Origin of the sequence: Rhodoferax sp. TS-BS-61-7, from assembly GCF_002943465.1 — a bacterium.
Taxonomy (GTDB): Bacteria; Pseudomonadota; Gammaproteobacteria; order Burkholderiales; family Burkholderiaceae_C; genus Allorhodoferax.
This window is the reverse complement of record NZ_PTQY01000001.1, coordinates 824,259-846,691: the sequence shown is the minus strand read 5'-3', so window position 1 is coordinate 846,691 and position 22,433 is coordinate 824,259. Positions and strand designations below refer to the sequence as shown.

Here is a 22,433-nt window from a genome sequence, read left to right as displayed (position 1 = left end):
CGCGCGCCTTACGGGGCGGCTTTGTCCGCCTCGGAGGTGAACGCATCGGCAAAGAAAGCCTCTTCGGGCAACCCCGCTTCGCGCGTGAAATCGCGGCGGGCGGAATCCACCACAATCGGCGCTCCGCAGGCATAAATCTGGTGGCGTGACAAATCGGGGAAGTCCTCCAGCACCGCACGGTGCACAAAACCAGTGCGACCCGTCCATCCGTCTTCTGCCTGCGCATCCGACACCACGGGCACATAACGCAGCTGGGGCATGTTTCCCTGCTGGGCCCGGAGCCAGGTGTCCATGTACAGATCGGCGGGACGCCGGCCACCCCAGTAGACGGTGACCGGACGCTGGATGTCATGGACCTGCATGTGTTCCAGCAGTGCCTTGATCGGGGCAAAGCCGGTGCCCGACGCCAGAAACACCATAGGTGCATCGGAGTCCTCGCGCAGGAAAAACGAGCCGAACGGCCCCTCGATGCGCAGAATTTCTTTCTCCTTCATGGCGCCAAACACATGGTCGGTGAACTTGCCCCCGGGCATATGGCGGATGTGTAGCTCCAGCGCATTGGCTTGGCCCGGTGTGTTCGCCATCGAGTAACTGCGGCGTGCGCCATCGCGTAGGATGAACTCCACATACTGGCCCGCCCGGTACAAAAAGCTGTCGTTGGCCGGCAGCTGCAGGTTCAGCACCATCACGTCATCGGACCGGCGTGTCATGGTTGTTACGCGGGTGGGCATCTTCTTGATCGGCAAGGCGCCTTGTTCGGTCACCTGGCGCGATTCGAGCACCACATCACTCTGGGGCACGGCGCAGCAGGTCAGGATCAGGCCTTGCGCTGCTTCTTCGGCACTCAGGGCCTTGGCCTGGTGCGGGCCGTGTACTACCTCGCCACTGATTTTTTTGCATTTGCAGGAGCCACAGGCGCCATCTTTGCAACCATACGGCAGGCCAATGCCGTGGCGGATGCCAGCGGCCAGTACGGTTTCATCGGAATCTGCCGTGAACACCCGGCCGCTGGGCTGTACAGTGATGGAGAAGGCGGCGTGGCTGGCGGGGGAAACGGTCATCTTTTGGGTATCCTCGGGGACTCTCAAGTCATCAACCCTCAATTTTGCCTTCAAACCAATCCCCCCTCGGCGCCTTGCCCTCCCGCTTTCGCAAAGAGCGGGTGCTCGTGCTGGGCTGTGGCGACGTGGGGGTACGTTTGCTCAAGGCCCAGCGCCCGCAGGGCCGTTGGCTGGCACTCACGTCGACCGTGGAGCGCATTCCTGCCTTGCGCGCATTGGGGGCCACGCCCCTGGTGGGCAATCTGGACAGGGCCCAGACCCTGCGCCGCCTGGCGGGTCTGGCCCAGCGGGTGGTGTACCTGGCACCGCCGCCCTCCGAGGGCTGGACGGACCCCCGTGCCCTGGCTTTGACCCGCATCTTGCGCCGCCGCAGTGCCCCCCGCAGTGTGGTGTACGCGTCCACCAGCGGGGTCTATGGCGATTGCCAGGGCGCGCGGGTGGCCGAAACACGGGCACTGGCACCCCAGACGCCACGCGCCCAGCGCCGCGTACAAGCCGAGTACGCCATGCGTTTCTGGGGGCGCAGCAGTGGGGTGCGGGTGTCGGTGCTGCGTATTCCGGGCATCTACGCGCCTGACCGGGAAGGTGGCACACCGCAATCCCGTTTGGCCAAGGGCACACCCGTGCTGCTACCGGCCGAAGACGTCTACACCAACCATATCCATGCCGATGACCTGGCCCGCGCCTGCTGGCGTGCGCTCTGGCTGGGTCTGCCCCAGCGCCTTTACAACGTGAGTGACCATTCCGAGCTCAAGATGGGCGATTACTTTGACTTGGCGGCCGATCTGTATGGTCTGCCACGCCCGCCCCGCCTATCGCGCAGCAGCGCGCGCGATCAGCTGCCAGTGATGTTGCTCAGTTTCATGGACGAGTCGCGCCGGCTGGTGAATACGCGCATGGTGCAGGAGCTGCGCTTGCAACTGCGCTATCCCAGCGTGCACTCCGGTTTGCTGTCAGGTGCTTGATCGGCGCCCGTCGCGCCATTGGTAGGCGTACACCAGCCCGCGCCACACCAGCCAGCTCGTGGCCAGGGTGATAGGGTAGGCCCACAGCACATCGCTGAACCAGTGCGCTACGTCTGACATACGCGCAAACCCAACGACCAAGCCTGCGGACGTTCCCACCAGTGCCCACGCGACCTGGCGACGGCGGTGCACTAGCAACAACGTTGCAAAGAAAAAACCGCACGCCACATGGCCGCTGACGAAAGAGCAGTTGTTGTTGCATTGATCGGTCATGACCGCGGCGCGCGTGAATTGCTGGGCTCCGCCAAAGTTTTCAACCTGGTAGGGGCGTGCACGCTGCCAGTGTTCCTTGAACACTGCGTTGACCACTACGCCCGGGCCCATGATGCCAGCCACCACCACAAATGCCAGTGGCAGGCGCCAGGTTTTCCAGCGCTTGCCAAAGGTCACAACCAGCCAGGCCACAAAACACAGGGCCAGACCGACGCGAAACAGGGCTGGAACATACAGGTTGATGCCAACAACCCACCACCAGCCTGCGGAGGCAATGGTCGGAGAGGTACCGGTGAACAAACCTGCCAGCGTCAAATCTGCCACAGGCCATACGGTGGGCACCAGCGCGGCCACCACGGACAGCGCCAGCACCGCGAGAAACAGACGGGGTGTGGTAGGGGCCGGGCTCGCGGTATCGGTGGGCATGGTGTGCGGTTTTGGGGCAGAAAGTCGGTGATTGTGCGGCAATTCACCCGGTGTTTAAGATGTGCGTTCTTTCATTACCTGTCCGTTGTATGGCTTTGTCTCTCTTTTGTCGTTGGATGACACCCAGTATGTTGGTGTTGCTTTTGTCGGCCTGTGTAGTGCCATCGCCGCAGTTGACGGGGCTGCCGACATCCGGCGCGGCCTTGGTGGGCAACGAGTGGGTGGCCGTCCAGATTGCCGGGATTGCGGCGCTGGCGGAGCCTGTGCCGCGCCTGCGCTGGTCATCTGCCGAGCAAATTTCGGGCTCCGGTGGCTGCAATGCCTTTGCCGGCCGTGCGGTGGTGAACCAAGGGGCGCTGCAAGTCGGGCGCCTGGCAGCCACGGGCCGTCTGTGCGTGGTGCTGCCTCAGGGTGGTCAGGAAGACCGTTTCTTCAAAGTGCTGGAGTCGGCTCACACCGTGCGCCTGGTGGACGGGCAACTGGTGCTGCAAGACGCAGCGGGCCAGACCCTGGCCCGTTTTGCCAAAAAATAAACGCGCTGTCTGCTGCCAAGCGTGGCGTCAGGTGGCTTTGACCAAAGGCAAGCGGCGGTGGCGTTGCCCGGTGAGTGCAAACACCGCATTCGCCACGGCAGGGGCAATCGGCGGCACTCCCGGTTCGCCGACTCCACCGGGCGCCCGGGTGCTGGACACGATGTAGGTTTCCACTTTGGGCGCTTGCGCCAGCTGCACCACCGGGTAGGTGGGAAAGTTGGTCTGCTGTACCACACCGTCCTGGATGTCGACCTTGCCGTAGAGCGCAGCGCTTAATCCAAAAATCACTGCGCTTTCCATCTGTTGGGCCACGGTGTCGGGGTTGACCACGGTGCCGCAGTCCACCGCGCACACCACGCGGTGCACACGCGGCACACCATCCTGCAGCGACACCTCGGCAATTTCCGCCACGATGGAGCCAAAAGACTCATGCAAAGCCACGCCCATGGCATGCCCCTTGGGCAGGGCACTGCCCCAGCGGGCCTTGTCGGCCGCCAGTTGCAGCACGGCGGCGTAGCGCGGTGCATCTTTAAGCAAAGCCAGCCGGAAACCCAAGGGATCCTTCTGGGTGGCCGCGGCCAACTCGTCGATAAAACTTTCCGAGAAAAATGCGTTGTGTGAATGGCCCACGGAGCGCCAAAAACCTACCGGAACCTCCATGCGCGTGGCTACATGGGCCATGTGCTGGTGGGCAAAGCCATAAGGCAGGTCAAACAGGCCTTCGGCCGTGGTTTTGTCCGGCATGTCCACCGGGCCCGACAGGGCGGGCAATCCCCGGGCCATCCAGCGCGGGCTGATGGCATCACCGGCCGATTTGATGCGCAGGCTGCTGACCTGGCCTTGTGCATCCACCGCTGCGCGCAGCTGGGCCACATGCATGGGGCGGTAGAAGTCGTGTGTCATGTCCTCCTCGCGCGACCAGACCAGTTGCACCGGTTTGCCGTCACACGCCATGGCGACCTGCACGGCCTGGGCGACATAGTCCACCTCCAGCCGGCGCCCAAAGCCGCCTCCCAGCAGGGTGACGTGCAGCGCCACGTCCTTGGCATCCACACCGACCACCTTGGCGGCCATGGCGCGCGCCATTTCGGGCACCTGGGTGGGCGCCCACACGGTGACCTTGCCGTCCTTCACTTGGGCAGTGCAGTTCATGGGCTCCATGGTGGCGTGCGCCAGGTAGGGGGCCTGGTAGCTCGCTTCTACGAGCTTGGCGGCTGACGCTTCGGCCTGGTTGGCGTCGCCTTTCTCGTAAAAGGCAAAACCGTCTTCCGCCTTCAGCGCCTCCAGCATCCGGGCCTCAATGGCCTGGGTGTCCAGGGCCCCATTGGGCGGGGCTGCCCATTGCGCCTGCACCGCCTGCGCGGCCTGGCGGGCGTGCCAGGTTGTCTGGGCCACTACGGCAAAACCGGCGGTGGAGCCCCCCAGTGCCTCCAGCGGCACCACCTTGTGTACACCGGGTAGGGCCAGGGCCGCTTGGGTATCCAGGGCTTGAACGCTGCCGCCGATTTGTGGCGCCAAACGCAGGCTCGCGAACAGCATGCCGGGCTGGCGCACGTCAATGCCGAACTGCGCGGCCCCGGTGGTCTTGGCCGGAATGTCGCCACGCGGGGTGGGCTTGCCCAAGAGAGTCCATTGTTCGCGGGCCTTGAGGTTCACATTTTTGGGGCTGACACCGGCCGCACCCGCGGCCAACTCTCCAAAATGGGCCGTCTTACCGGAGGCGTGTTGCACCACACCTGCTGTGATGCGCAGCTCGGAGGCCGGCACTTGCCATTGCTTCGCTGCAGATTCCAGCAGGGCGGCGCGCGCTGTGGCGGCAGCGGTGCGCAGGGGCTCCCAGGCATCGGCCACGCTGGATGAACCGCCGGTGGCATTGATACCCAGCTCGCGCGCAATCTTGCCCACAAACCATTCGCCGAGTTTCACTTTGGTGGGTTTGCTGCCGCCCTCGGATTCCAGCGGGTGGAAGGGCAGGGTGGCGGTGAGCATGACCACGTTGCCATAAATGGTGTCAGGTCCGGCCTGTTGCAGCCGCAGCTTGGCCAGCGGCAGGTCCAACTCTTCAGCCACCAGCATGGACAGGGCGGTGTGCACACCCTGGCCCATTTCGCTGCGGGGCATGGCCAGCACCACCGTGCCATCGGTGGCCACCTTGATCCAGCCGTTCAGGGCCACTTCGCCGCCTTCGGGCAGCATCAGTTCGGCGCTGCCCATGCGGGAGCGGGCGGGCATCACGCCCCAGCCCACCACCAAGGCACCGGTTGCGCCCAGGGCGCTCAGTATCCAGGTGCGGCGCTTCATGCTGCGGCTCCTTGCAGTTGGCCGGCAGCGCGGTGGATGGCGGCGCGCACACGCTGGTAGGTGCCGCAGCGGCAGATGTTGGTCATGGCCTCGTCAATGTCCGCGTCGGTGGGCTTGGGTTTGCGGGCCAAGAGCGCGGCGGCGGCCATCAGCATGCCGCTTTGGCAGTAGCCGCACTGGGGCACCTGCTCGGCAATCCAGGCTGTTTGCAGCACATGCAGTTTGTCGGGGCTGCCCAGGGCCTCGATGGTGGTGATCTTTTGGCCCACCACTGCAGAGGCTGGCATGACGCAGGAGCGTACCGGCTGGCCATCCACATGGACCGTGCAGGCACCGCAGGCGGCGACACCGCAGCCAAACTTGGTGCCGGTCATGTTCAGGGTGTCGCGCAGCACCCAGAGCAGGGGCATGTCGGGTGGGACGTCGGCCGTGACGGCCTTGCCATTGATGTTGAGTTCCATGGGGCGCACTCCTTGCGGGTTCTTGTGGCCCGCATCATAGAGGTGGCGCCCGCGCCCTTGTGTCACGCAGGGCCACACAGCGGGTAATCCATGAGGGCTTTTAGAGCGCCCAAACAAAAAGCCAGACGTCTTGCGAACGTCTGGCTTGTATGTGGTGCCCGGGGCCGGACTCGAACCGGCACGCCTTGCGGCGGGGGATTTTGAGTCCCCTGAGTCTACCAATTTCACCACCCGGGCAGGGTATTCTGTGAAGCGCGAATTATGGCACATTTATGGGCATGACATTTCCCACCATCGAAGACGCCATCGGAAACACCCCCTTGGTCGCACTGCAGCGCATCCAGGCCAACGACAACCAGTCCCGCAACACCGTGGTGCTGGGCAAGCTCGAAGGCAACAACCCCGCCGGCTCGGTCAAAGACCGCCCGGCCCTGTCCATGATCCAGCGCGCGCAGGAGCGCGGAGACATCAAACCGGGTGACACCCTCATCGAGGCTACGTCGGGCAACACCGGTATTGCCCTGGCCATGGCCGCGGCCGTCAAGGGCTACCGCATGGTGCTGATCATGCCGGAGGACCTGTCCATCGAACGCGCCCAGACCATGAAGGCTTTTGGCGCCGAACTCATCCTCACGCCCAAGAGCGGTGGCATGGAGTACGCACGGGACCTGGCCGAGCAGATGCAACGCGATGGCAAAGGCCGCGTGCTGGACCAGTTTGCCAACGGCGACAACCCCCGCATCCACTACGAGACCACGGGCCCCGAAATCTGGAAGCAAACCGATGGCCGCATTACCCACTTTGTGAGCGCCATGGGCACCACGGGCACCATCACCGGTGTGTCGCGCTTTTTGAAGGAAAAGAACCCGGCCATCCGGATCATTGGTGCCCAGCCGTCCGAGGGCTCGCGCATCCCCGGCATTCGCAAATGGCCCGAGGCATACCTGCCCAAGATTTACGACCCCAAAAACGTGGACGAGCTGGTCTACGTGAGCCAGGCCGATGCCGAAGACATGTGCCGCCGCCTGGCGCGTGAAGAAGGCATCTTTGGCGGCATCTCGGCTGCCGGCGCCTGCTGGGTGGCGCAGGAGATTGCCCGGCGCGAGCGCGACGCGGTGATTGTGTTTGTGGTCTGCGACCGCGGCGACCGCTACCTCTCCACAGGTGTGTTTCCCGCCTGATTCTGAATCAAATAGGCCTCTAGCCCTCGTGGAATATGCGCGAGTAGCTACTGAATAGATAGCGAATAAATCTGCAGAAGGGTAGGTATGTCAGCAGCTTTCAAGTTCTGTCCGCAGTGCGCCACGGCGCTGGAGCACATCACGCTGGCCGAAGACGGCGGCGACAAAACCCGCCTGCGCTGCCCGGCCTGCGACTTCACGCACTGGAACAACCCCACGCCCGTGTTGGCGGCGGTGATTGAGTACAACGGGAAAATTCTGCTGGCGCGCAACGCAGCCTGGCCCGGCAAGATGTACGCGCTGATCACCGGCTTCATGGAGGCCGGCGAGACGCCCGAAGAGGGCATTGCGCGCGAGATTTTGGAAGAGACCAACCTGACCACCAGCGCGCTCAAGCTGCTGGGCGTGTACGACTTCCAGCGCATGAACCAGATCATCATTGCCTACCACGCGGTCTGCCATGGTGATGTGACGCTGAGCCCGGAGCTGGTGGACTACCGCCTCTACAACCTGGAAGACGTGAAGTGCTGGCCGGCCGGCACCGGTTATGCGCTGGCCGAGTTTTTGCGCTCGCGCGGGCACGAGCCTACCTTCATCGACCCGGTGTGGCGCCAGGACGCAGAGAAGCTGGCGATTTAAAATCAGCCTTCACGCCAGAAAGCCCATCGCATGCACACCGACAAAGAAGTTGATACCCGCGGACTGAACTGCCCGCTGCCCATCCTCAAGGCCAAAAAAGCTTTGGCGGAGCTGGTGAGCGGCCAGACGCTCAAGGTGGTGGCCACCGATCCCGGCTCCATCCGAGACTTTCAGGCCTTTGCCAAGCAAACCGGCAACGAGCTACTGGAGCAAGAGACCGTGGGCGCCGAATACATCCACGTGCTGCGTAGACGCTAAACGTTTCTTCGCTCAAAACAAAAACGCCGCAGGGTTTCCCATGCGGCGTTTTTGTTTTGCACAGGCCCCAGCGGGCCTCAGCATCAACCTAAGCGGGCCAGCTGCTCTTTCACCTTCTCCAGCGTGGCGGCAAAGTCAGCCACGCGTTTGCGCTCCTGTTCCAGCACGGCAGCAGGCGCTTTGGCCACAAAGGCTTCGTTGCTCAACTTGACGCTGGCCTTGGTGATCTGCTCTTCCAGGCGCGCCACTTCCTTGCCCAGGCGGACCTTTTCGGCGGCCACGTCCACTTCCACAAACAGGCAGACACGGGCTTCACCCACCACGGCCACGGGGGCCGACTGGGCGGCGGCTTGCCAGCTGGCTTCGTCAGCAAACACCTTCACCTCGCTGAGCTTGGCCAGCGACTGCAACACGGCGGCTGAGGCTTGCAGGAACTCACCTTCGGCCGCGCTATGGGCCACCACGAACAGCGGCAGGCGCGCGGCGGGCGACACGTTCATCTCACCGCGCAGGTTGCGGCAGGCGTCCACCAGGGCCTTGAGTTTGGCGACGTGGGCAATGGCAGCTTCGTCGATGCGTTCAGGCTGGCTGACGGGGTAGGCGGCCACGGCTACCGAGGGACCTGCACGGCCTGCAACAGGCGCCACCTTTTGCCACAGCTCCTCAGAAATGAAGGGTGTGATGGGGTGGATCAGGCGCAGGATGACTTCCAGCGTGCGGATCAGCGTGCGGCGGGTGGCGCGTTTTTGGGCGTCGGTGCCGGTGTTGATTTGCACCTTGGCAATTTCCAGGTACCAGTCGCAGAACTCGTTCCACACGAAGTCGTAAATCGTGTTGGCCACGTTGTCCAGGCGGTACTCGGCAAAGCCCTTGGCCACTTCGGCCTCGGTCTTTTGCAGCAGCGAGACGATCCAGCGGTCGGCCTGACTGAATTCCAGGTAGCCATGGGCTTCGCCGCCGGGCGCGCACTGTTCCTTGGTGTGCTCGTTCAACCCGCAGTCGTTGCCTTCGCAGTTCATCAGCACAAAGCGCGTGGCGTTCCACAGCTTGTTGCAGAAGTTGCGGTAGCCCTCGCAGCGCTTGCTGTCGAAGTTGATGCTGCGGCCCAGGGATGCGAGTGCCGCAAAGGTGAAGCGCAGCGCGTCCGCACCATAAGCGGGGATGCCTTCAGGGAATTCCTTCTCGGTGTTCTTGCGCACTTGCGGCGCGGTCTCGGGTTTGCGCAGGCCTTCTGAGCGTTTGACCAGCAGGGGCGCGAGCGAGATGCCGTCGATCAGGTCGACCGGGTCCAGCACATTGCCCTCGGACTTGCTCATCTTCTTGCCTTGCGCGTCTTTCACCAGGCCGTGGATGTAGACATGCTTGAATGGCACACGCCCCGTGAAGTGCGTGGTCATCATGATCATGCGGGCGACCCAGAAGAAGATGATGTCGTAGCCCGTCACCAGCACGCTGCTGGGCAGGTAGAGGTTGTAGTCGTCGGTGGCGCCAGTGCCCGCGCCTTCGTTGCCCCAGCCCATGGTGCTGAAAGGAACCATGGCAGATGAGTACCAGGTGTCGAGCACGTCTTGGTCTCTGGTAAGGCACGACATTGGGTTTGTCTCCAGAGCATCCTGTTCAAGGCGTGCCACCAGAACATTGTTTCCCTCTGCTTTAGCTTTTGCAATGCGTACTGGCAGGGACTGCTTCCACTGTGCAATTGCTTCAGCTTCGTTTTTGGCTACATAGTGGTTGCCGTAGTCGTCATACCAGGCCGGAATCTGGTGGCCCCACCAGAGCTGGCGGCTGATGCACCAGTCCTGGATGTTGTTCATCCACTGGTTGTAGGTGTTGACCCACATCTCGGGCACAAACTTGACCTCCCCGCTCTGCACCACGTCGATGGACTTTTGCGCGATGGACTTGCCGGTGGCGTCGCCCTTGCCCACGGTGTTCATGGCCATGAACCACTGGTCGGTCAGCATGGGTTCGATCACCTGGCCGGTGCGCGCGCAGCGCGGCACTTGCAGCTTGTGTTTCTTCACCTCGACCAGGAAACCGCCGGTTTCCAAATCTGCCACGACCTTCTTGCGCGCCACAAAACGGTCCAGGCCTTGGTAGGCCGCGGGAGCGTTCTCGTTGATCTTGGCGTCCAGCGTCAGCACACAAATCATGGGCAGCTTGTGGCGCTGCCCCACGGCATAGTCGTTCTGGTCGTGGGCGGGCGTGACCTTCACCACGCCGGTGCCAAAGGCCTTGTCCACGTAGTCGTCGGCAATCACCGGAATCTCGCGGTCGCACAGGGGCAGCTTCACCATCTTGCCGATCAGGGCGGTGTAGCGCTCGTCCTCGGGGTGCACCATCACGGCCACGTCGCCCAGCATGGTCTCGGGGCGGGTGGTGGCCACGGTGATGTCGCCGCTGCCATCGGCCAAGGGGTAGCGGATGTGCCACAGCGAGCCGTCTTCCTCTTCGCTCTCCACCTCCAGATCGCTCACCGCGCTCATGAGGATGGGGTCCCAGTTCACCAGGCGCTTGCCGCGGTAGATGAGGCCTTGCTCGTAGAGCTGGACAAAGGTTTCGGTCACCGTTTTGGACAGCTTGGGGTCCATGGTGAAGTACTCGCGGCTCCAGTCCACGCTGTCGCCCATGCGGCGCATCTGGCCGGTGATGGTGTTGCCGGACTTTTCTTTCCACTCCCACACCTTGGCGGTGAAGGCCTCGCGGCCCAGGTCGTGTCGGCTGATCTTTTGCTCTTGCAGCTGGCGCTCCACCACGATCTGCGTGGCAATGCCGGCGTGGTCGGTGCCCGGAATCCAGGCGGTGTTGAAACCGGCCATGCGGTGGTAACGCGTCAGGCTGTCCATGATGGTCTGGTTGAACGCATGGCCCATGTGCAGCGTACCCGTCACATTGGGCGGGGGCAGCTGAATACAAAACGCGGGCTGGCCGGCTTGCGGGGCTTGCGTGCCGCGGTAGCCCGCGATGCCATAGCCACGCTTTTCCCACTCGGGGCCCCAGTGCGCTTCCAGCGCGACAGGCTCAAACGATTTGGACAGGGACTGCAGGCCCGGTTGTTCGGGGGCAGTGGGGGCGGCGGTGGAGGGCGTGGAGGCGGTGTCAGACATGGGGGTTGTTCTAAGAGCGAGCGGCGATTTTACCGGGGCAGGGCTGGTCAGGATGGTGCGCGAGTCCAAATGCGCATAATGGCTCTGCCATTGACTGCTTGAGACGCCACATGTCCTTGAAGAAAAGCTCCCTCGGCCTTTGTTTTGCAGCCTTGCTGTGTGTTTGTATTGCTGCGCAGGCCCAAACTGAGGCGCGTTGTATGCAGCACTATGACGCGGAATCCATGCGAATTCAGCGTGAATTTGGGCAGAAATTACCCAATCCCGACTCGACGGAGCAAAAGCAGTCGTGGGCCAAGTCCCTGCAATCTGCCATGGCCCTGGCCGCCAAAAACGCGGAAGCCTGTGTGGCGCAGGCCAACAAAGCCACCCAGCCTCAGCGCATGGCCGCGCAACAAGGCTGCGCCGAGCAGTCGCATCGCGCTGCTGAAGAGTTGGCGCGCCGGTACCGGGGGCGAACATTGACGACCGCAGAGCAAGCTGCCTACCGAGACGAAGAGACCCAACTGCTGGATGCCCGGCAGGCGTGTATGGTGCGTGCGCTCCAGGCAGGCAAGCCATGACAAGCGTGTTACCCCCAATGCCATCGGGTACGCGCATTGCCGTGGCTGCCACCGAGGTGGCGCCGCGCACCAAGCCTTCCAACTACCCCGCGCCTTTTGCTGCGCGCGTGGCCGGGCGCGAAAAGCGGCAGCTGGGCGAGGTGTTTGGGTTGAGCAACTTTGGCGTGAACTTGGTGCGTATGGCGCCGCACACCATGTCTGCTTTGCGCCACGCGCACACCCGGCAGGACGAATTTGTTTACATCCTGCAAGGCCATCCCACGCTGCAGACGGACGAGGGGGCCACGTTGTTGGCGCCCGGCATGTGCGCGGGTTTCAAGGCCGGCACGGGCAACGCCCATTGCCTGCAGAACAACACGGCGGAGGACGTGGTGTATCTGGAGGTGGGCGACCGCACGCCGGGTGATAGCGCCAGCTACCCTGACGATGATTTACAGGCGGTGCTGGAGGCCGGCGTCTGGCGTTTTCTGCACAAGGACGGCACGCCCTACTGAGGCGTGGTCTGTCAGGCGGTGGGCGGTGCCAGGTAGGTGCCCGACTTGCCGCCGTGTTTTTCCAGCAGCTTCACGTCGGTCATCACCATGCCCTTGTCCACGGCCTTGCACATGTCGTAGATGGTCAGCAGGGTGATTTGCACGGCCGTCAGGGCTTCCATTTCCACACCGGTGCCACCCGTGGTTTCGGCAATCGCCAGGCACTGCACGGCGGGCAGGGTGGTGGCGGTGGCGGGCACCACTTCAAATTCGATGGCCACGCGCGACAGCATGATGGGGTGGCACAGCGGGATCAGGTCGCTGGTGCGTTTGGCAGCCATGATGCCGGCCACGCGGGCTACGCCCAGCACATCACCTTTGGCTGCCTGGGCGTTCTGGATCAGGTCCAGCGTGGTTTGTTGCATCTGGATGCGGCCACCAGCCACGGCCTTGCGCGCGGTCAGGGGTTTGCCGCCAATGTTCACCATGTGGGCGTCGCCCTTGGTGTCGAAGTGGGTGAGGGCAGAGGGGTTGGTATCGGTCATGGTCAATCCTGTCGTCTATGGCTTACAGCCTGCGCAGCGTGCCGTCTATATGCGGCTCGCTGCTGGGCTGCACTTTTAAAACAAAGCGGGTCATGTTCTGGTCGTCACCCGCACCCTGCGCCGTATGTAAGGCCACCTGGCCCGGAATCAACAGGGGGCGCTTGAAGCGCAGGTCCAGCGCCAGTGGTGCGTCGGCCGGCAGGTCGCGTTGCAGCAGCGCCAGGCAGCGCGCGGCGCTGAACATGCCGTGCGCAATGGCGCGTGGGTAGCCAAACAGGCGCGCAGTCAATTCGCTTACGTGGATGGGGTTCCAGTCGCCAGAGGGGCCGGCAAAGCGGCGCCCGGCGTTGCCGGCCACGGCCCACTGGGCGATGGGTGGGCCCCAGTCGGGTTCGCCACCATCGGCCGCGGTTTTTTTGCCCGACTTGCTGCGCGCCAGGGGCGACAAAAAGGTGCTGGTCTCGCGCCAGGCCACGCTGCCGCCGGTGCTCAGCGTGGTGTGGATGGCAAAGGACTGGCCGCGCTCGGTGGTCTGGATGCCGTCCAGCGTGCAGTGCATGTCCATGGCCTCGCCGTTGGCAATGGGGCGCAGGCTCTCCAACTGGTTGCTCCAGTGCACCAGGCCCAGCAGGCGCAGCGGAAAACGCGCGTGGCTCAGGATGGCCATGTGCAGCGGCATGGCCATGGCGTGCAGGTACAAGAGTGGCAGGGTGCCGGTGTCGGGCAGGTCACAGACCTGGCGGTACCTGGCCAGTCGCGTGGCATCGGGGCGGGCGCCGTGCCAGCGGGCGTCAAAACGGATGCCGTGTTGGGCATCGGGGGCCTGGGCCGGGCGTGCGGCAAACAGGCTACGCACCAAGGCGCCGCCATTGCGGGGCGGGGCCTGGTACAGAAGGGAAATGGGTGCGTCGGACATGGTCGCCATTGTGCATGGCGACCATGTCCGAGTCGTCTTACTTCGCGTCTACGAGAGCCTTGATGTCCAACAAGGTCAGCTCGTTGTCGTCCGGCTGCCCCAGGGTGCGGCCGCTGGAGTAAGGGAAGTTGTTGTCGTTCACCACCACGATGTGGGTCGCGTCCACCACGCTCAGGCCTTCAGGGCCCAGGTGCGGCAGCACAAAGTTGGCTTCGTTGGGGCCGCGCTTGGCTTTGCCATTCGGGTTGGCGATTTTGGTCAGGTCGATAAAGGCCACCTTCTTCACAAAACCATCGGCATCCAGCTGCGACAGGTCGATCTTGTAGATGCGCTTGAACTTGGCGGGGCGTGTGAAGCAGTCGGTGCGCGGCTCGTCCTTGCAGACATTGCCCGAACCTTCCGTGGCATCGTCGCGCTCGATCACCAGGCCGGTGTTCGCGTCCAGCATCTGGAAGTCGGCGGCCACATGGCCAGCCTCTTCAAACGCGTATTTCCATTGGCGCGTGCCGTAGGTGCGGGTAGCCACGTCCAGCTCCAGAATGCGGGTGAAGGGTTTGCCGTTACGCATTTCCTGGGCCTTGGCGGCGGCGTCCCACAGCGGCCACTCAAACATGGGGTACACGGTTTTGCCGTCCACCGATTTGGCCATGGGCTCGAAGCCGCCGCTGCGGCGGGTCTCGAAACCGGCGTCGCCCGGGTAGTTGGGCAGGCGGCCATTCATATAGTGGTCGGGGCTGCGGTGGGCCTTGCCACCCACCACGGTTTCCACCACACCCAGCACCTTGCCTTTGGGGTCCACGCGCAGGATGTAAGGGCCAAACTCGTCACCAATCCACCACTCGTTGCCCACCACCTGGATGGACTCGGGGTCGAAGTCGATGCCGGTCAAAAAGCGCTCGGCGGTGGCTTCGTTCTGGATGGCAAAGGGCACCTTGCGGTCGGGGTCACGCAGAAAGGTGGTTTGCTGGCGCTTCACGCTGCCCTGGGCCCAGTCGGCCTTCACGTGGTGCACCATCAGCAACGCATCCTGCGAGTTGATCTTGCTGCCAAAGCCGTTGTCGGTGAGCGCCAAAAACTCGCCCTTGCCCAGCGACACGATGCCCGAAAAGCCCTGCACGGCCTGGCCTTTAATGGGCAGGGTGCCACCGGACTTGCGCGGGTACTTAGGGTCGCCCACAAAACTGATGCCGTCGATACTGTTCAGCGTCTCGGTGCGCTGGCGGTTGGCGGCGGCAAACTTGCCCGCGGTTTCAAAAAACTTGCCGGCCGACTTGGGCGCGGTCACGGTGGTGCTGGAGGGCAGGGCAGCGTGGCCAGTCAGGGTGGCGGTGACTTCGGTTTGGGCGGATGCCGCAGCGGCGCCCAGGGTCAGGGCCGCGGCCAGGGCCAGGTGGGTCGGGGTAAAAGTGCGCATGGTCAAGAGAATTCCCGGTGGTGATGAACAAGCGGCGAAGCCTAGGCGCCCCATGTGAAACCTCCGTGACTGCCCGCCGTGGCACAAGCCCCGCCGCGCCTCTGGCCATGCCTTTCACGCTAAACTGCCCCGCACTCCCTCTGGCGCACCCTGTCTGCCTTGCCCTCACCACCATGCTGTTTCTGCTTTCCCCCGCCAAATCCCTGGACTACGACACCCCGCTGAACGGTCAGCCCCACACCGCGCCGCTGTTCGTCAAGCAGTCCAAAGAACTGATCGCCCTGCTGCGCGACTACTCGCCGCAGCAAATTGCCGGGCTCATGGACCTGAGCGACAAACTGTCCACGCTGAATGTCGCGCGTTATGCGGCCTGGTCGTCCCGCGCCACGCCCAAAAACGCGCGCCAGGCCGCGCTGGCCTTTGATGGCGATGTGTACGACGGCCTGCAGGCCAAAACCCTGGGCGCAGACGACCTGGCCTGGGCGCAGGACCACCTGTGCATCTTGAGCGGCCTGTACGGCGTGCTGCGCCCGCTGGACCTGATGCAGCCCTACCGGCTGGAAATGGGCACCACGCTCAAGGGCCCACACGGCAGCAACCTCTACCACTTCTGGGGCCGCCAGATTGCCGACTACCTGAACACCCGCCTGCGCAAGGATGCGTCGCCCGTGGTCATCAACCTGGCCTCCAACGAGTATTTCAAGTCGGTGGACACCAAGGCGCTCAAGGGCCGCGTGGTGGAGTGTGTATTCCAGGAATACAAGGACGGCCAGTACAAGGTCATCAGCTTCTTCGCCAAAAAGGCGCGTGGCCTGATGGCGCGTTACGCCATCGAACACCGCCTGATGACGCCGGACCAACTACGCGCCTTTGACGTGGACGGCTACGCCTATGCCGCCGCCGAGTCCACCCCCGAGCGCCTGGTTTTTAGACGAAAACAGGCCTGAGAGCCCGAATTACTTGCGCGAGCAGCTACTAAAACAGGAGCAATGACCAGTGCAGCCCAAGATCATCATCATTGCGGGACCCAATGGCGCAGGAAAGACGACCTTTGCACGGGAGTTCTTGCCCAATGAGGCTGCGTGTCCGGTGTTTGTGAATGCGGACTTGATTGCTGCCGGTTTGTCGCCTTTTGCACCTGAGCAGGCCGCCATCCAGGCGGCGCGCTTGATGCTGGATGCGATTGCGCAGCATGTGGCGAGACGGGAGCGTTTTGCGTTTGAGACCACCTTGTCCGGGAGGGGTTATGCACGGCAGATTCCCCAGTGGCGCAAAGCAGGATATTTGGTGGAGCTTTTCTTTTTGAGTCTTCCGAATGCTGATATGGCGGTTCAACGTGTTGCGGAGCGTGTGCGCCAGGGCGGCCACCACATTCCCGAAGACACCATCCGCCGTCGGTTCGATTCCGGACTGCAACTGTTGCGTACGGTCTACCAACCGTTGGTAGACCAATGGGTGGTGTATGACAACGCGGGCGATGAGCCCCAACTGATAGATTGGAGTGACAAACCATGACAAAGCCACATCAAGTCAATGAACCCCAGCCTTCTTATGGGCCAAGCGTTTCAGACGCCAAGTCCGACATGGCGGGGGCACAGGCTGCCATGCACCGCGCGGCACAACGTGCACGGCAGATTGCGCAACAAACGGGAACCGATTTGATCGTTGCGCGCGCGGGCCATGTTGTACGCATTTCGCCAGGAAAAATTGAAGCCAAATAGGGCCTAAGCCCCCGAATTAATTGCGCGAGCAGCTATGAAAATAAGAGCAAACGGAATCGACATTGAAGTGGAAGACAGCGCCCAGATGGATGCGTCGTTCGCCAGCAAACCTGCGGTGCTGCTCATCATGGGCCTGGGCATGCAGCTGATTGCCTGGCCGCCCGAGATGGTGGATGCCTTGGAGAAAGCGGGTTACCGCGTGGTGCGTTTTGACAACCGCGATGTGGGTCTGAGTAGCCACTTCGATGCGCTGGGCAAGCCCAATCTGCTGTGGGCCAGTCTCAAGTACAAGCTGGGCCTGGTGCCCGCTGCGCCTTACAGCCTGGCCGATATGGCAGCCGACGCCCTGGGTGTGCTGGACGCTTTGAAGATTGACCAGGCCCATGTGGTGGGCGTGAGCATGGGCGGCATGATTGCGCAGCGCGTGGCGCTGGCGGCACCCGCGCGCACGCTGAGCCTGACCAGCATCATGAGCACCAGTGGTGCGCGTGGCCTGCCGCAGGCGGCACCTGAGGTGGTGCGCGCCCTCATCAGCCGCCCGGCGGGTAGCGGTACTGATGCCGTGGTCGCCCATTCGGTGCGCCTGTTTCAGACCATTGGCAGCCCTGGCTACCCCACGCCCGAAACCGAACTGCATACACGCGTGCGCGCCAGTGTGCAACGCGCCTTTCACCCCGTGGGCACCGCGCGCCAGATGTTGGCCGTGGTGGCCGACATCACACGTGCGGCGCTGCTCTCGCGCATCACCGCGCCCACGCTGGTGGTCCACGGCAAAGCCGACCCGCTGGTGCCGCTGGCCTGTGGCGAAGACACCGCACGTCGCATTCCGGGTGCCCAGCTGCTCACCATCGACGGCATGGGCCACGACCTGCCGCCCGAACCGGTGCGCCAAATCCTGGCCGCGCTGATCCCCCATTTGAAAGCCACCGCATGAACACCCCCGAACAATCCCAGCTTGGCAAAACCTCGGCCTATGTGGACCAGTACGACGCCTCACTGCTGTTCCCCATCCCGCGTGCGGGCAAGCGCGTCGAGATTGGGATCACCGGCGCCGCGCCGTTTTTTGGTGCCGACATGTGGACTGCGTTTGAGCTGAGCTGGCTCAACCTGCGCGGCAAACCGCAGGTGGCGCTGGTGCACTTCACCATTCCGTGTGAGTCGCCCAACATTGTGGAGAGCAAGTCCTTCAAGCTCTACCTCAACAGCTTCAACAACACCCGCTTTGCCGATGCCACCGAGGTGCTGGAGCGGCTGCGTACAGACATTGCTGAAGCCGTGTGGCGCGGCGGCGTGGTGCAAAGCTCCATCGGGGTGAGGCTGATCGACGCGGCCCTGTTTGACCGCGAGCCCGTGCACGAGCTGGACGGGCTGAACCTGGACCGGCTGGACGTGGAATGCACCCACTACCAGCCTGCGCCCGAGCTGCTGACCACCGTGCCCGATGAGGGCGCTGTGGACGAGGTGCTGGTGAGCAATCTGCTCAAAAGCAACTGCCTGGTGACCGGCCAGCCCGACTGGGGCAGCGTGCAGATTCGTTACGCGGGCCTGCCGATTCAGCAGGAGGGGCTGCTGCAGTACCTGGTGAGTTTTCGCAACCACAACGAGTTCCACGAGCAGTGTGTGGAGCGCATCTTCATGGACATCTGGACGCGCTGCAAACCCACCAAGCTGACGGTGTATGCGCGCTACACGCGCCGCGGCGGGCTGGACATCAACCCCTTCCGCACCAGCCACCCACAGGCCCTGCCGGGCAATACGCGCACAGCTCGCCAATAGGCTGGGTTGCTATTGTTTTAGGAGCTGCTTGCGCAGATGGCGCGGGCGCTAGGCCGCGATTTCCTTCTGATTCAGCAAGACTTCCAGCCCGGCGGCAGGCAGAGGCCGCGCAAACAGGTAGCCCTGGAAGAGGTGGCAGCCGTGGGCAGCCAGAAAGTCGCGCTGGTCTTCGGTTTCCACCCCTTCGGCAATCACCTCCAGCCCCAGGGTTTCTGCCATGCCGATGATGGTTTGCACCATCACGGCGTCGGCGGCCTGCTCACCCAGGTTACGGATGAAGGACTGGTCGATCTTGAGCTGGTCCAGCGGCAGCCGGGTCAGGTAGGTTAGCGAGGACTGGCCGGTGCCAAAGTCGTCCATCGAAAAACGCAGGCCCAGCGCCTTCAGGGCCTGCATTTTTTCAATCGTGTCTTGCACGTTGTCCAGCACCAGGCTTTCGGTCAGCTCCAGCTTGAGCAGGTGCGGGTTGGCGCCGGTGTCTTGCAGTGCGGTGCGCACCAGGTCCACAAAGTCTTCTTGCCGGAACTGGAGTGCGCTCACGTTCACCGCCATTTGCAGCTCGGCGCGCAAAGGGTGTTGCGCCCACAGTGCAAGTTGCGCACAGGCGGTGCGCAGCACCCACGCCCCCAGTGGCACGATGAGCCCGGTCTCTTCGGCCAGGCCAATAAATGTCAGGGGGGACACCATGCCGCGCACCGGGTGGCTCCAGCGCACCAGGGCCTCGGCCCCGACGGGTTCGCCTTCGCGGGTGACCTGCAACTGATAGTGCAGCTGGAACTGGTCCAGTGCCTGTGCCTGGCGCAGGTCGCGCTCCAGCTCGGCACGCGACTCGATGGCTGCCAGCATTTGGGGGTCAAAAAAGCACAGCGCATTGCGCCCCGCATTTTTCACCTGGTACATGGCAATGTCGGCTTGCTTGAGCAGGTCAGAACTGGGCTGCTGGGTGGCGCCAAACAGCGTGGCGCCCACGCTGCAGGTGCTGCGGTACACGGTGCCGTTGAGCTCGTAGGGTTCGTTCAGCGCAGCCAGTATGTTGTCACCCACCATCTTGGCTTGTGATGCGGCTTCCATGGCGTGCATGCTCAGGTCTTGCAGCATCACCACAAACTCGTCGCCACCCAGGCGGGCCACCGTGTCGGTCTCGCGCACACAGGCCTTCACGCGCTGGGCCACTTGCTGCAGCAGCAGGTCGCCTATGTCGTGGCCCAGCGTGTCGTTCAGGGTCTTGAAGTGGTCCAGGTCCATGAACAACAGCGCCCCCCTGTAGCCGTTGCGCGCACTGGCCATGATGGCTTGCTGCAGCCGGTCGCTCAGCAGGCGGCGGTTGGGCAGGCCGGTCAGCGGGTCAAAAAACGCGAGCTGCTCGATCTCGGCGCTGGCGCGGCGGATGTGGGTCACGTCCTGGTAAACGATGACCACGCCACCGGCGGCGGTGGAGCGTTCAGTGATCTCGATCACATGGCCACCAGGCAGGTTGCGCTCGTGGCTGTGCAGGCGCTTGTGCAGCAGGGCCATGCGCTCCAAAACCCACTCCCGCCGAGCCTCGTCGCTGGCCTGCGGCAGTGTCATGCGGGCGGTGGCGGTCAGCATGGTTTCAAACGGTGTGCCCACAGCAATGTGTTCGCGCTGCCAGGGGTAGATTTCCAGGTAGCGCCGGTTCCAGCTCAGCACGCGGTGTTGTGCGTCCAGCAGCAGAAAACCGTTGTCCATCGACTCCAGCGCCTGGTCCAGGGTGGACTTGGCCTCCGAGATGGACCGCTGGGCCTGGGCCATCTGCTCCAGGTAACGCAGCGCCACGGCGCCGGCCCCCAGAATCATCAGCACAAACACAGTGGTGACGCCGGCCATCAGCCAGCTCTCGCGTCGCCACTCGCCCAGCACCGTGTCCATGGGAATGCTGGCCGTGATGAGAATGTCGTGGTACAGCATATTGCGCTGCACCACCAGGGCGGGGGCACCACTCAGGCGTGCCGGCATGCGCAGCGCGCCGGCTAGCGTGGCCCGCCCGCCCAGCGCGGGCTTTAGCAGCGTGCCAGAGAGCGAGTCCATGGCCGGCACGCTGGCCAGCAGCTGGCCGTTGCCACGCTCCAGCGTGGCCTCCAGCCGTTCAATGTCCACACCCTGCACCAGGATGGTGGCGAGCAGGGACACCTGCACCTCGGCGATGGCCAGCACCTTGGAGCCATCGGCCAGGCGGATGTGGCGTGCCAGGTACATGACCTGTTCGGAGCTGTTGAAGTTCACCACCGGCGCGCTGATGGCCAGGCTGGAGACCGGCTGGTTCAGCGCCTGCGCAACAAAGCCTTCTGGCGTGGCCAACACCAGTTCGGCGCCGCGTGGGTCGGACGATGCGAGCATCTGGCCCTGCGCGTCCAGCAAGGCCACATGGCGCACCAGCAGGTTTTGCCGCAGCGCCCCCTGGATCAGGCGGCTGGCCAGCGGGCCATCAATCCATTCGCGCTGCAGGTTGGACAGGCCAAGCAGGTTGTCCAGGCTGGCCAGCAACACGTCCACACCCAGCAGGTTGCGGTTGACGGCGGCCTCGGCGCCAGCCACAAAACGCAGGGCCTGGCCCTCGCTGTTGGCCAGCGTGGTGCGGTAGTTGTCGCGCACCAGCAGTGCGGCCAGTACCACCACGGTGATGGCAAAAAACAGCACCGAACCGATGACGGCCCGGGTAGCGCGGGACGATACCAGTCGTGTCACTTGGGGGGTGGTGCCACGATGCCGTGGGCCTGTCCGATGGTTTGGTCCCACAACTCTTTGCAACGCTGGTTGCAGCGCTGCAACCAGCGCGGCAGCACCGTGCCCACAAGAATTTCCTTGCGCCAGCGCTCGTCTTCCTTGGTGCTGGCCACTTCGGTCATGCTGCCCTTGCGGGCAGTGGTGCAGCTGGGTTGGCCGCGGTTGCAGGCCAGGCCTTCGGCGGTTTCGCGTTCGCTCTCGGCCCAGATGGCGGTTTCCAGCTTGGGCAGCTCGTGTGAGAGCACCGCCCGCAGGTCACCGGGCAGGGCCTGCCAGGCGGCCAGGTTGGCGCCAAACACGGCCAGGCCCCAGGTCACCGGCAGGGTGTGCACATGGGTGGTGACCTCATGCAGGCCCAGCAGATTGCCAGACATGGTGCCCGTGATGGCGCACTCGGTGTTGCCCGAGGCCATATTGGGCAAGAGCTGTGCAAAGCCCACCAGTACCGGGATGGCACCCAGTGCGGTCATGAAGTCGGCTTGGGTGGCAGACGACACGCGCACGCGCCGGCCCTGCAGATCGGTCAGCGAGGCCAATGCACGTTTGCAAAACAGTACCTGCGCCGGGTACACGTATACCGCCAGTACCTCGATGTCATGGCGCTCGCGCAGCGATTTTTCAAGGTAAGGGCGAAACGCCGCCAGGGTTTTGCGCAGTGTGGCAATGTTGGGGTTCAGGCCCGCCAGGTCGGGGGCCGCGTACTCGGGGTACTGGGCCGAGATATTGCTCAGCAATGCCGTGCCAAAGGGCACCACCCCCAGTTGGATGAGGCGCAGCATTTCGGTGCCCGGCACGCCAGCACGGTCAAACGGCGCAATTTCGGCGGTGTAGCGGCCCTGCGTCAGGCGCGGCAGCTCCTTGGTCCAGAACGGTTCTTCGTTGCGGGTGTACTGGTTCAGACCGGCCAGCCCGCCCACAATGCGCAGTTTTTGGGGCGGCGCGGGGCTGCTGGGGGTTTGCGCCCAGGCGGTCAGCGCGCTCCCCAGTGCCAGTGCCAGTGCCAGGGTGCGTAAGCCCGCGGTGGTGTGTGTGTTCATGACGACCTTTCGCGCTTGGTCGGGTGCTGACCTGCTTG

Annotated in this window: 21 protein-coding genes and 1 tRNA gene; 11 read left to right on the top strand and 11 right to left on the bottom strand. The window is 63.6% G+C overall.

Translation table 11 applies throughout. The features are described from left to right. Window positions 1–8 precede the first annotated feature (8 nt). On the bottom strand, window positions 9–1,061 hold the full coding sequence (locus C5F53_RS04010) for a CDP-6-deoxy-delta-3,4-glucoseen reductase (RefSeq protein WP_105260004.1): 1,053 nt from the start codon (window positions 1,059–1,061) through the stop codon (window positions 9–11). 44 nt (window positions 1,062–1,105) lie between these two features. Here C5F53_RS04010 and C5F53_RS04005 point away from each other — a divergent pair, with 44 nt between their 5' ends. Further along, window positions 1,106–2,026, top strand: a complete 921-nt coding sequence (locus C5F53_RS04005) for an NAD-dependent epimerase/dehydratase family protein (protein WP_105260003.1) — start codon at window positions 1,106–1,108, stop codon at window positions 2,024–2,026. On the opposite strand, the gene C5F53_RS04000 is transcribed toward C5F53_RS04005, so the two are convergent. Further along, entirely contained in the window at window positions 2,015–2,725 is a 711-nt protein-coding gene (locus C5F53_RS04000) for a phosphatase PAP2 family protein (protein ID WP_105260002.1), read from the bottom strand. The two genes, C5F53_RS04005 and C5F53_RS04000, sit on opposite strands and share 12 nt — an antisense overlap. A gap of 116 nt (window positions 2,726–2,841) precedes the next feature. Between C5F53_RS04000 and C5F53_RS03995 the strand changes: the two genes are divergently transcribed. Then, the gene (locus tag C5F53_RS03995) at window positions 2,842–3,258 is read left to right on the top strand and encodes an META domain-containing protein (RefSeq protein ID WP_161499882.1); all 417 of its coding nucleotides are present in this window, start codon (window positions 2,842–2,844) and stop codon (window positions 3,256–3,258) included. A gap of 27 nt (window positions 3,259–3,285) precedes the next feature. Here C5F53_RS03995 and C5F53_RS03990 read toward each other — a convergent pair whose 3' ends face one another. The 3 genes from C5F53_RS03990 to C5F53_RS03980 all read right to left on the bottom strand — a co-directional run bounded on the left by C5F53_RS03990 (window position 3,286) and on the right by C5F53_RS03980 (window position 6,257). Next, window positions 3,286–5,559, bottom strand: coding sequence for a molybdopterin cofactor-binding domain-containing protein (locus tag C5F53_RS03990; protein WP_105260000.1), 2,274 nt, complete (start codon window positions 5,557–5,559; stop codon window positions 3,286–3,288). Then, window positions 5,556–6,020, bottom strand: coding sequence for a (2Fe-2S)-binding protein (locus C5F53_RS03985; protein WP_105259999.1), 465 nt, complete (start codon window positions 6,018–6,020; stop codon window positions 5,556–5,558). The genes C5F53_RS03990 and C5F53_RS03985 overlap by 4 nt, the downstream gene beginning before the upstream one ends. A gap of 152 nt (window positions 6,021–6,172) precedes the next feature. Continuing rightward, window positions 6,173–6,257: transfer RNA gene (locus C5F53_RS03980), tRNA-Leu, on the bottom strand. 41 nt (window positions 6,258–6,298) lie between these two features. On the opposite strand from C5F53_RS03980, the gene cysM reads away from it, so the two are divergent. The 3 genes from cysM (at window position 6,299) to C5F53_RS03965 (ending at window position 8,098) form a co-directional block, all read left to right on the top strand. Then, window positions 6,299–7,201, top strand: coding sequence for a cysteine synthase CysM (gene cysM, locus C5F53_RS03975; protein WP_105260400.1), 903 nt, complete (start codon window positions 6,299–6,301; stop codon window positions 7,199–7,201). An 87-nt stretch (window positions 7,202–7,288) separates the two neighbouring features. Further along, entirely contained in the window at window positions 7,289–7,840 is a 552-nt protein-coding gene (locus C5F53_RS03970) for an NUDIX domain-containing protein (RefSeq protein WP_105259998.1), read from the top strand. A gap of 30 nt (window positions 7,841–7,870) precedes the next feature. After that, entirely contained in the window at window positions 7,871–8,098 is a 228-nt protein-coding gene (locus tag C5F53_RS03965) for a sulfurtransferase TusA family protein (RefSeq protein ID WP_105259997.1), read from the top strand. An 83-nt stretch (window positions 8,099–8,181) separates the two neighbouring features. Here C5F53_RS03965 and C5F53_RS03960 read toward each other — a convergent pair whose 3' ends face one another. Continuing rightward, window positions 8,182–11,205, bottom strand: coding sequence for a valine--tRNA ligase (locus C5F53_RS03960; RefSeq protein ID WP_105259996.1), 3,024 nt, complete (start codon window positions 11,203–11,205; stop codon window positions 8,182–8,184). A gap of 224 nt (window positions 11,206–11,429) precedes the next feature. On the opposite strand from C5F53_RS03960, the gene C5F53_RS03955 reads away from it, so the two are divergent. Together C5F53_RS03955 and C5F53_RS03950 are read left to right on the top strand one after the other, a co-directional pair. Beyond that, window positions 11,430–11,768 carry a hypothetical protein gene (locus C5F53_RS03955; RefSeq protein ID WP_146097288.1) on the top strand — a complete coding sequence of 113 codons (339 nt, stop codon included), beginning with the start codon at window positions 11,430–11,432 and terminating at the stop codon, window positions 11,766–11,768. Continuing rightward, window positions 11,765–12,262 (top strand): cupin domain-containing protein, encoded by a 498-nt coding sequence (locus C5F53_RS03950; RefSeq protein ID WP_236635202.1) that lies wholly within the window; start codon window positions 11,765–11,767, stop codon window positions 12,260–12,262. The genes C5F53_RS03955 and C5F53_RS03950 overlap by 4 nt, the downstream gene beginning before the upstream one ends. 11 nt (window positions 12,263–12,273) lie before the next feature. On the opposite strand, the gene moaC is transcribed toward C5F53_RS03950, so the two are convergent. The 3 genes from moaC to C5F53_RS03935 are packed head-to-tail and all read right to left on the bottom strand — an operon-like array spanning window position 12,274 to window position 15,116. Continuing rightward, window positions 12,274–12,786: a cyclic pyranopterin monophosphate synthase MoaC gene (moaC, locus tag C5F53_RS03945; protein ID WP_105259993.1), complete on the bottom strand. Its 513-nt coding sequence runs from the start codon at window positions 12,784–12,786 to the stop codon at window positions 12,274–12,276. 22 nt (window positions 12,787–12,808) lie between these two features. Next, complete coding sequence (locus tag C5F53_RS03940; protein ID WP_161499881.1) at window positions 12,809–13,702, bottom strand: MaoC/PaaZ C-terminal domain-containing protein; 894 nt, start codon at window positions 13,700–13,702, stop codon at window positions 12,809–12,811. A 37-nt stretch (window positions 13,703–13,739) separates the two neighbouring features. After that, a complete protein-coding gene (locus C5F53_RS03935) occupies window positions 13,740–15,116 on the bottom strand; it encodes an esterase-like activity of phytase family protein (RefSeq protein WP_105259991.1) in 1,377 nt (458 codons plus the stop codon). Between the two features lie 173 nt (window positions 15,117–15,289). Between C5F53_RS03935 and yaaA the strand changes: the two genes are divergently transcribed. The 4 genes from yaaA to queF all read left to right on the top strand — a co-directional run bounded on the left by yaaA (window position 15,290) and on the right by queF (window position 18,613). Beyond that, entirely contained in the window at window positions 15,290–16,063 is a 774-nt protein-coding gene (yaaA, locus tag C5F53_RS03930) for a peroxide stress protein YaaA (protein WP_105259990.1), read from the top strand. Window positions 16,064–16,112: 49 nt separating this feature from the next. Next, entirely contained in the window at window positions 16,113–16,631 is a 519-nt protein-coding gene (locus C5F53_RS03925; RefSeq protein WP_105259989.1) for a zeta toxin family protein, read from the top strand. A gap of 240 nt (window positions 16,632–16,871) precedes the next feature. After that, complete coding sequence (locus C5F53_RS03920; protein ID WP_105259988.1) at window positions 16,872–17,771, top strand: alpha/beta fold hydrolase; 900 nt, start codon at window positions 16,872–16,874, stop codon at window positions 17,769–17,771. Beyond that, window positions 17,768–18,613, top strand: coding sequence for an NADPH-dependent 7-cyano-7-deazaguanine reductase QueF (gene queF, locus C5F53_RS03915; protein ID WP_105259987.1), 846 nt, complete (start codon window positions 17,768–17,770; stop codon window positions 18,611–18,613). Before C5F53_RS03920 ends, queF begins: the two co-directional genes overlap by 4 nt. A gap of 48 nt (window positions 18,614–18,661) precedes the next feature. On the opposite strand, the gene C5F53_RS03910 is transcribed toward queF, so the two are convergent. Then, a complete protein-coding gene (locus tag C5F53_RS03910) occupies window positions 18,662–21,319 on the bottom strand; it encodes an EAL domain-containing protein (protein WP_105259986.1) in 2,658 nt (885 codons plus the stop codon). Further along, on the bottom strand, window positions 21,316–22,395 hold the full coding sequence (locus tag C5F53_RS03905; protein WP_105259985.1) for a TRAP transporter substrate-binding protein: 1,080 nt from the start codon (window positions 22,393–22,395) through the stop codon (window positions 21,316–21,318). Before C5F53_RS03905 ends, C5F53_RS03910 begins: the two co-directional genes overlap by 4 nt. Between the last annotated feature and the right edge of the window lie 38 nt (window positions 22,396–22,433).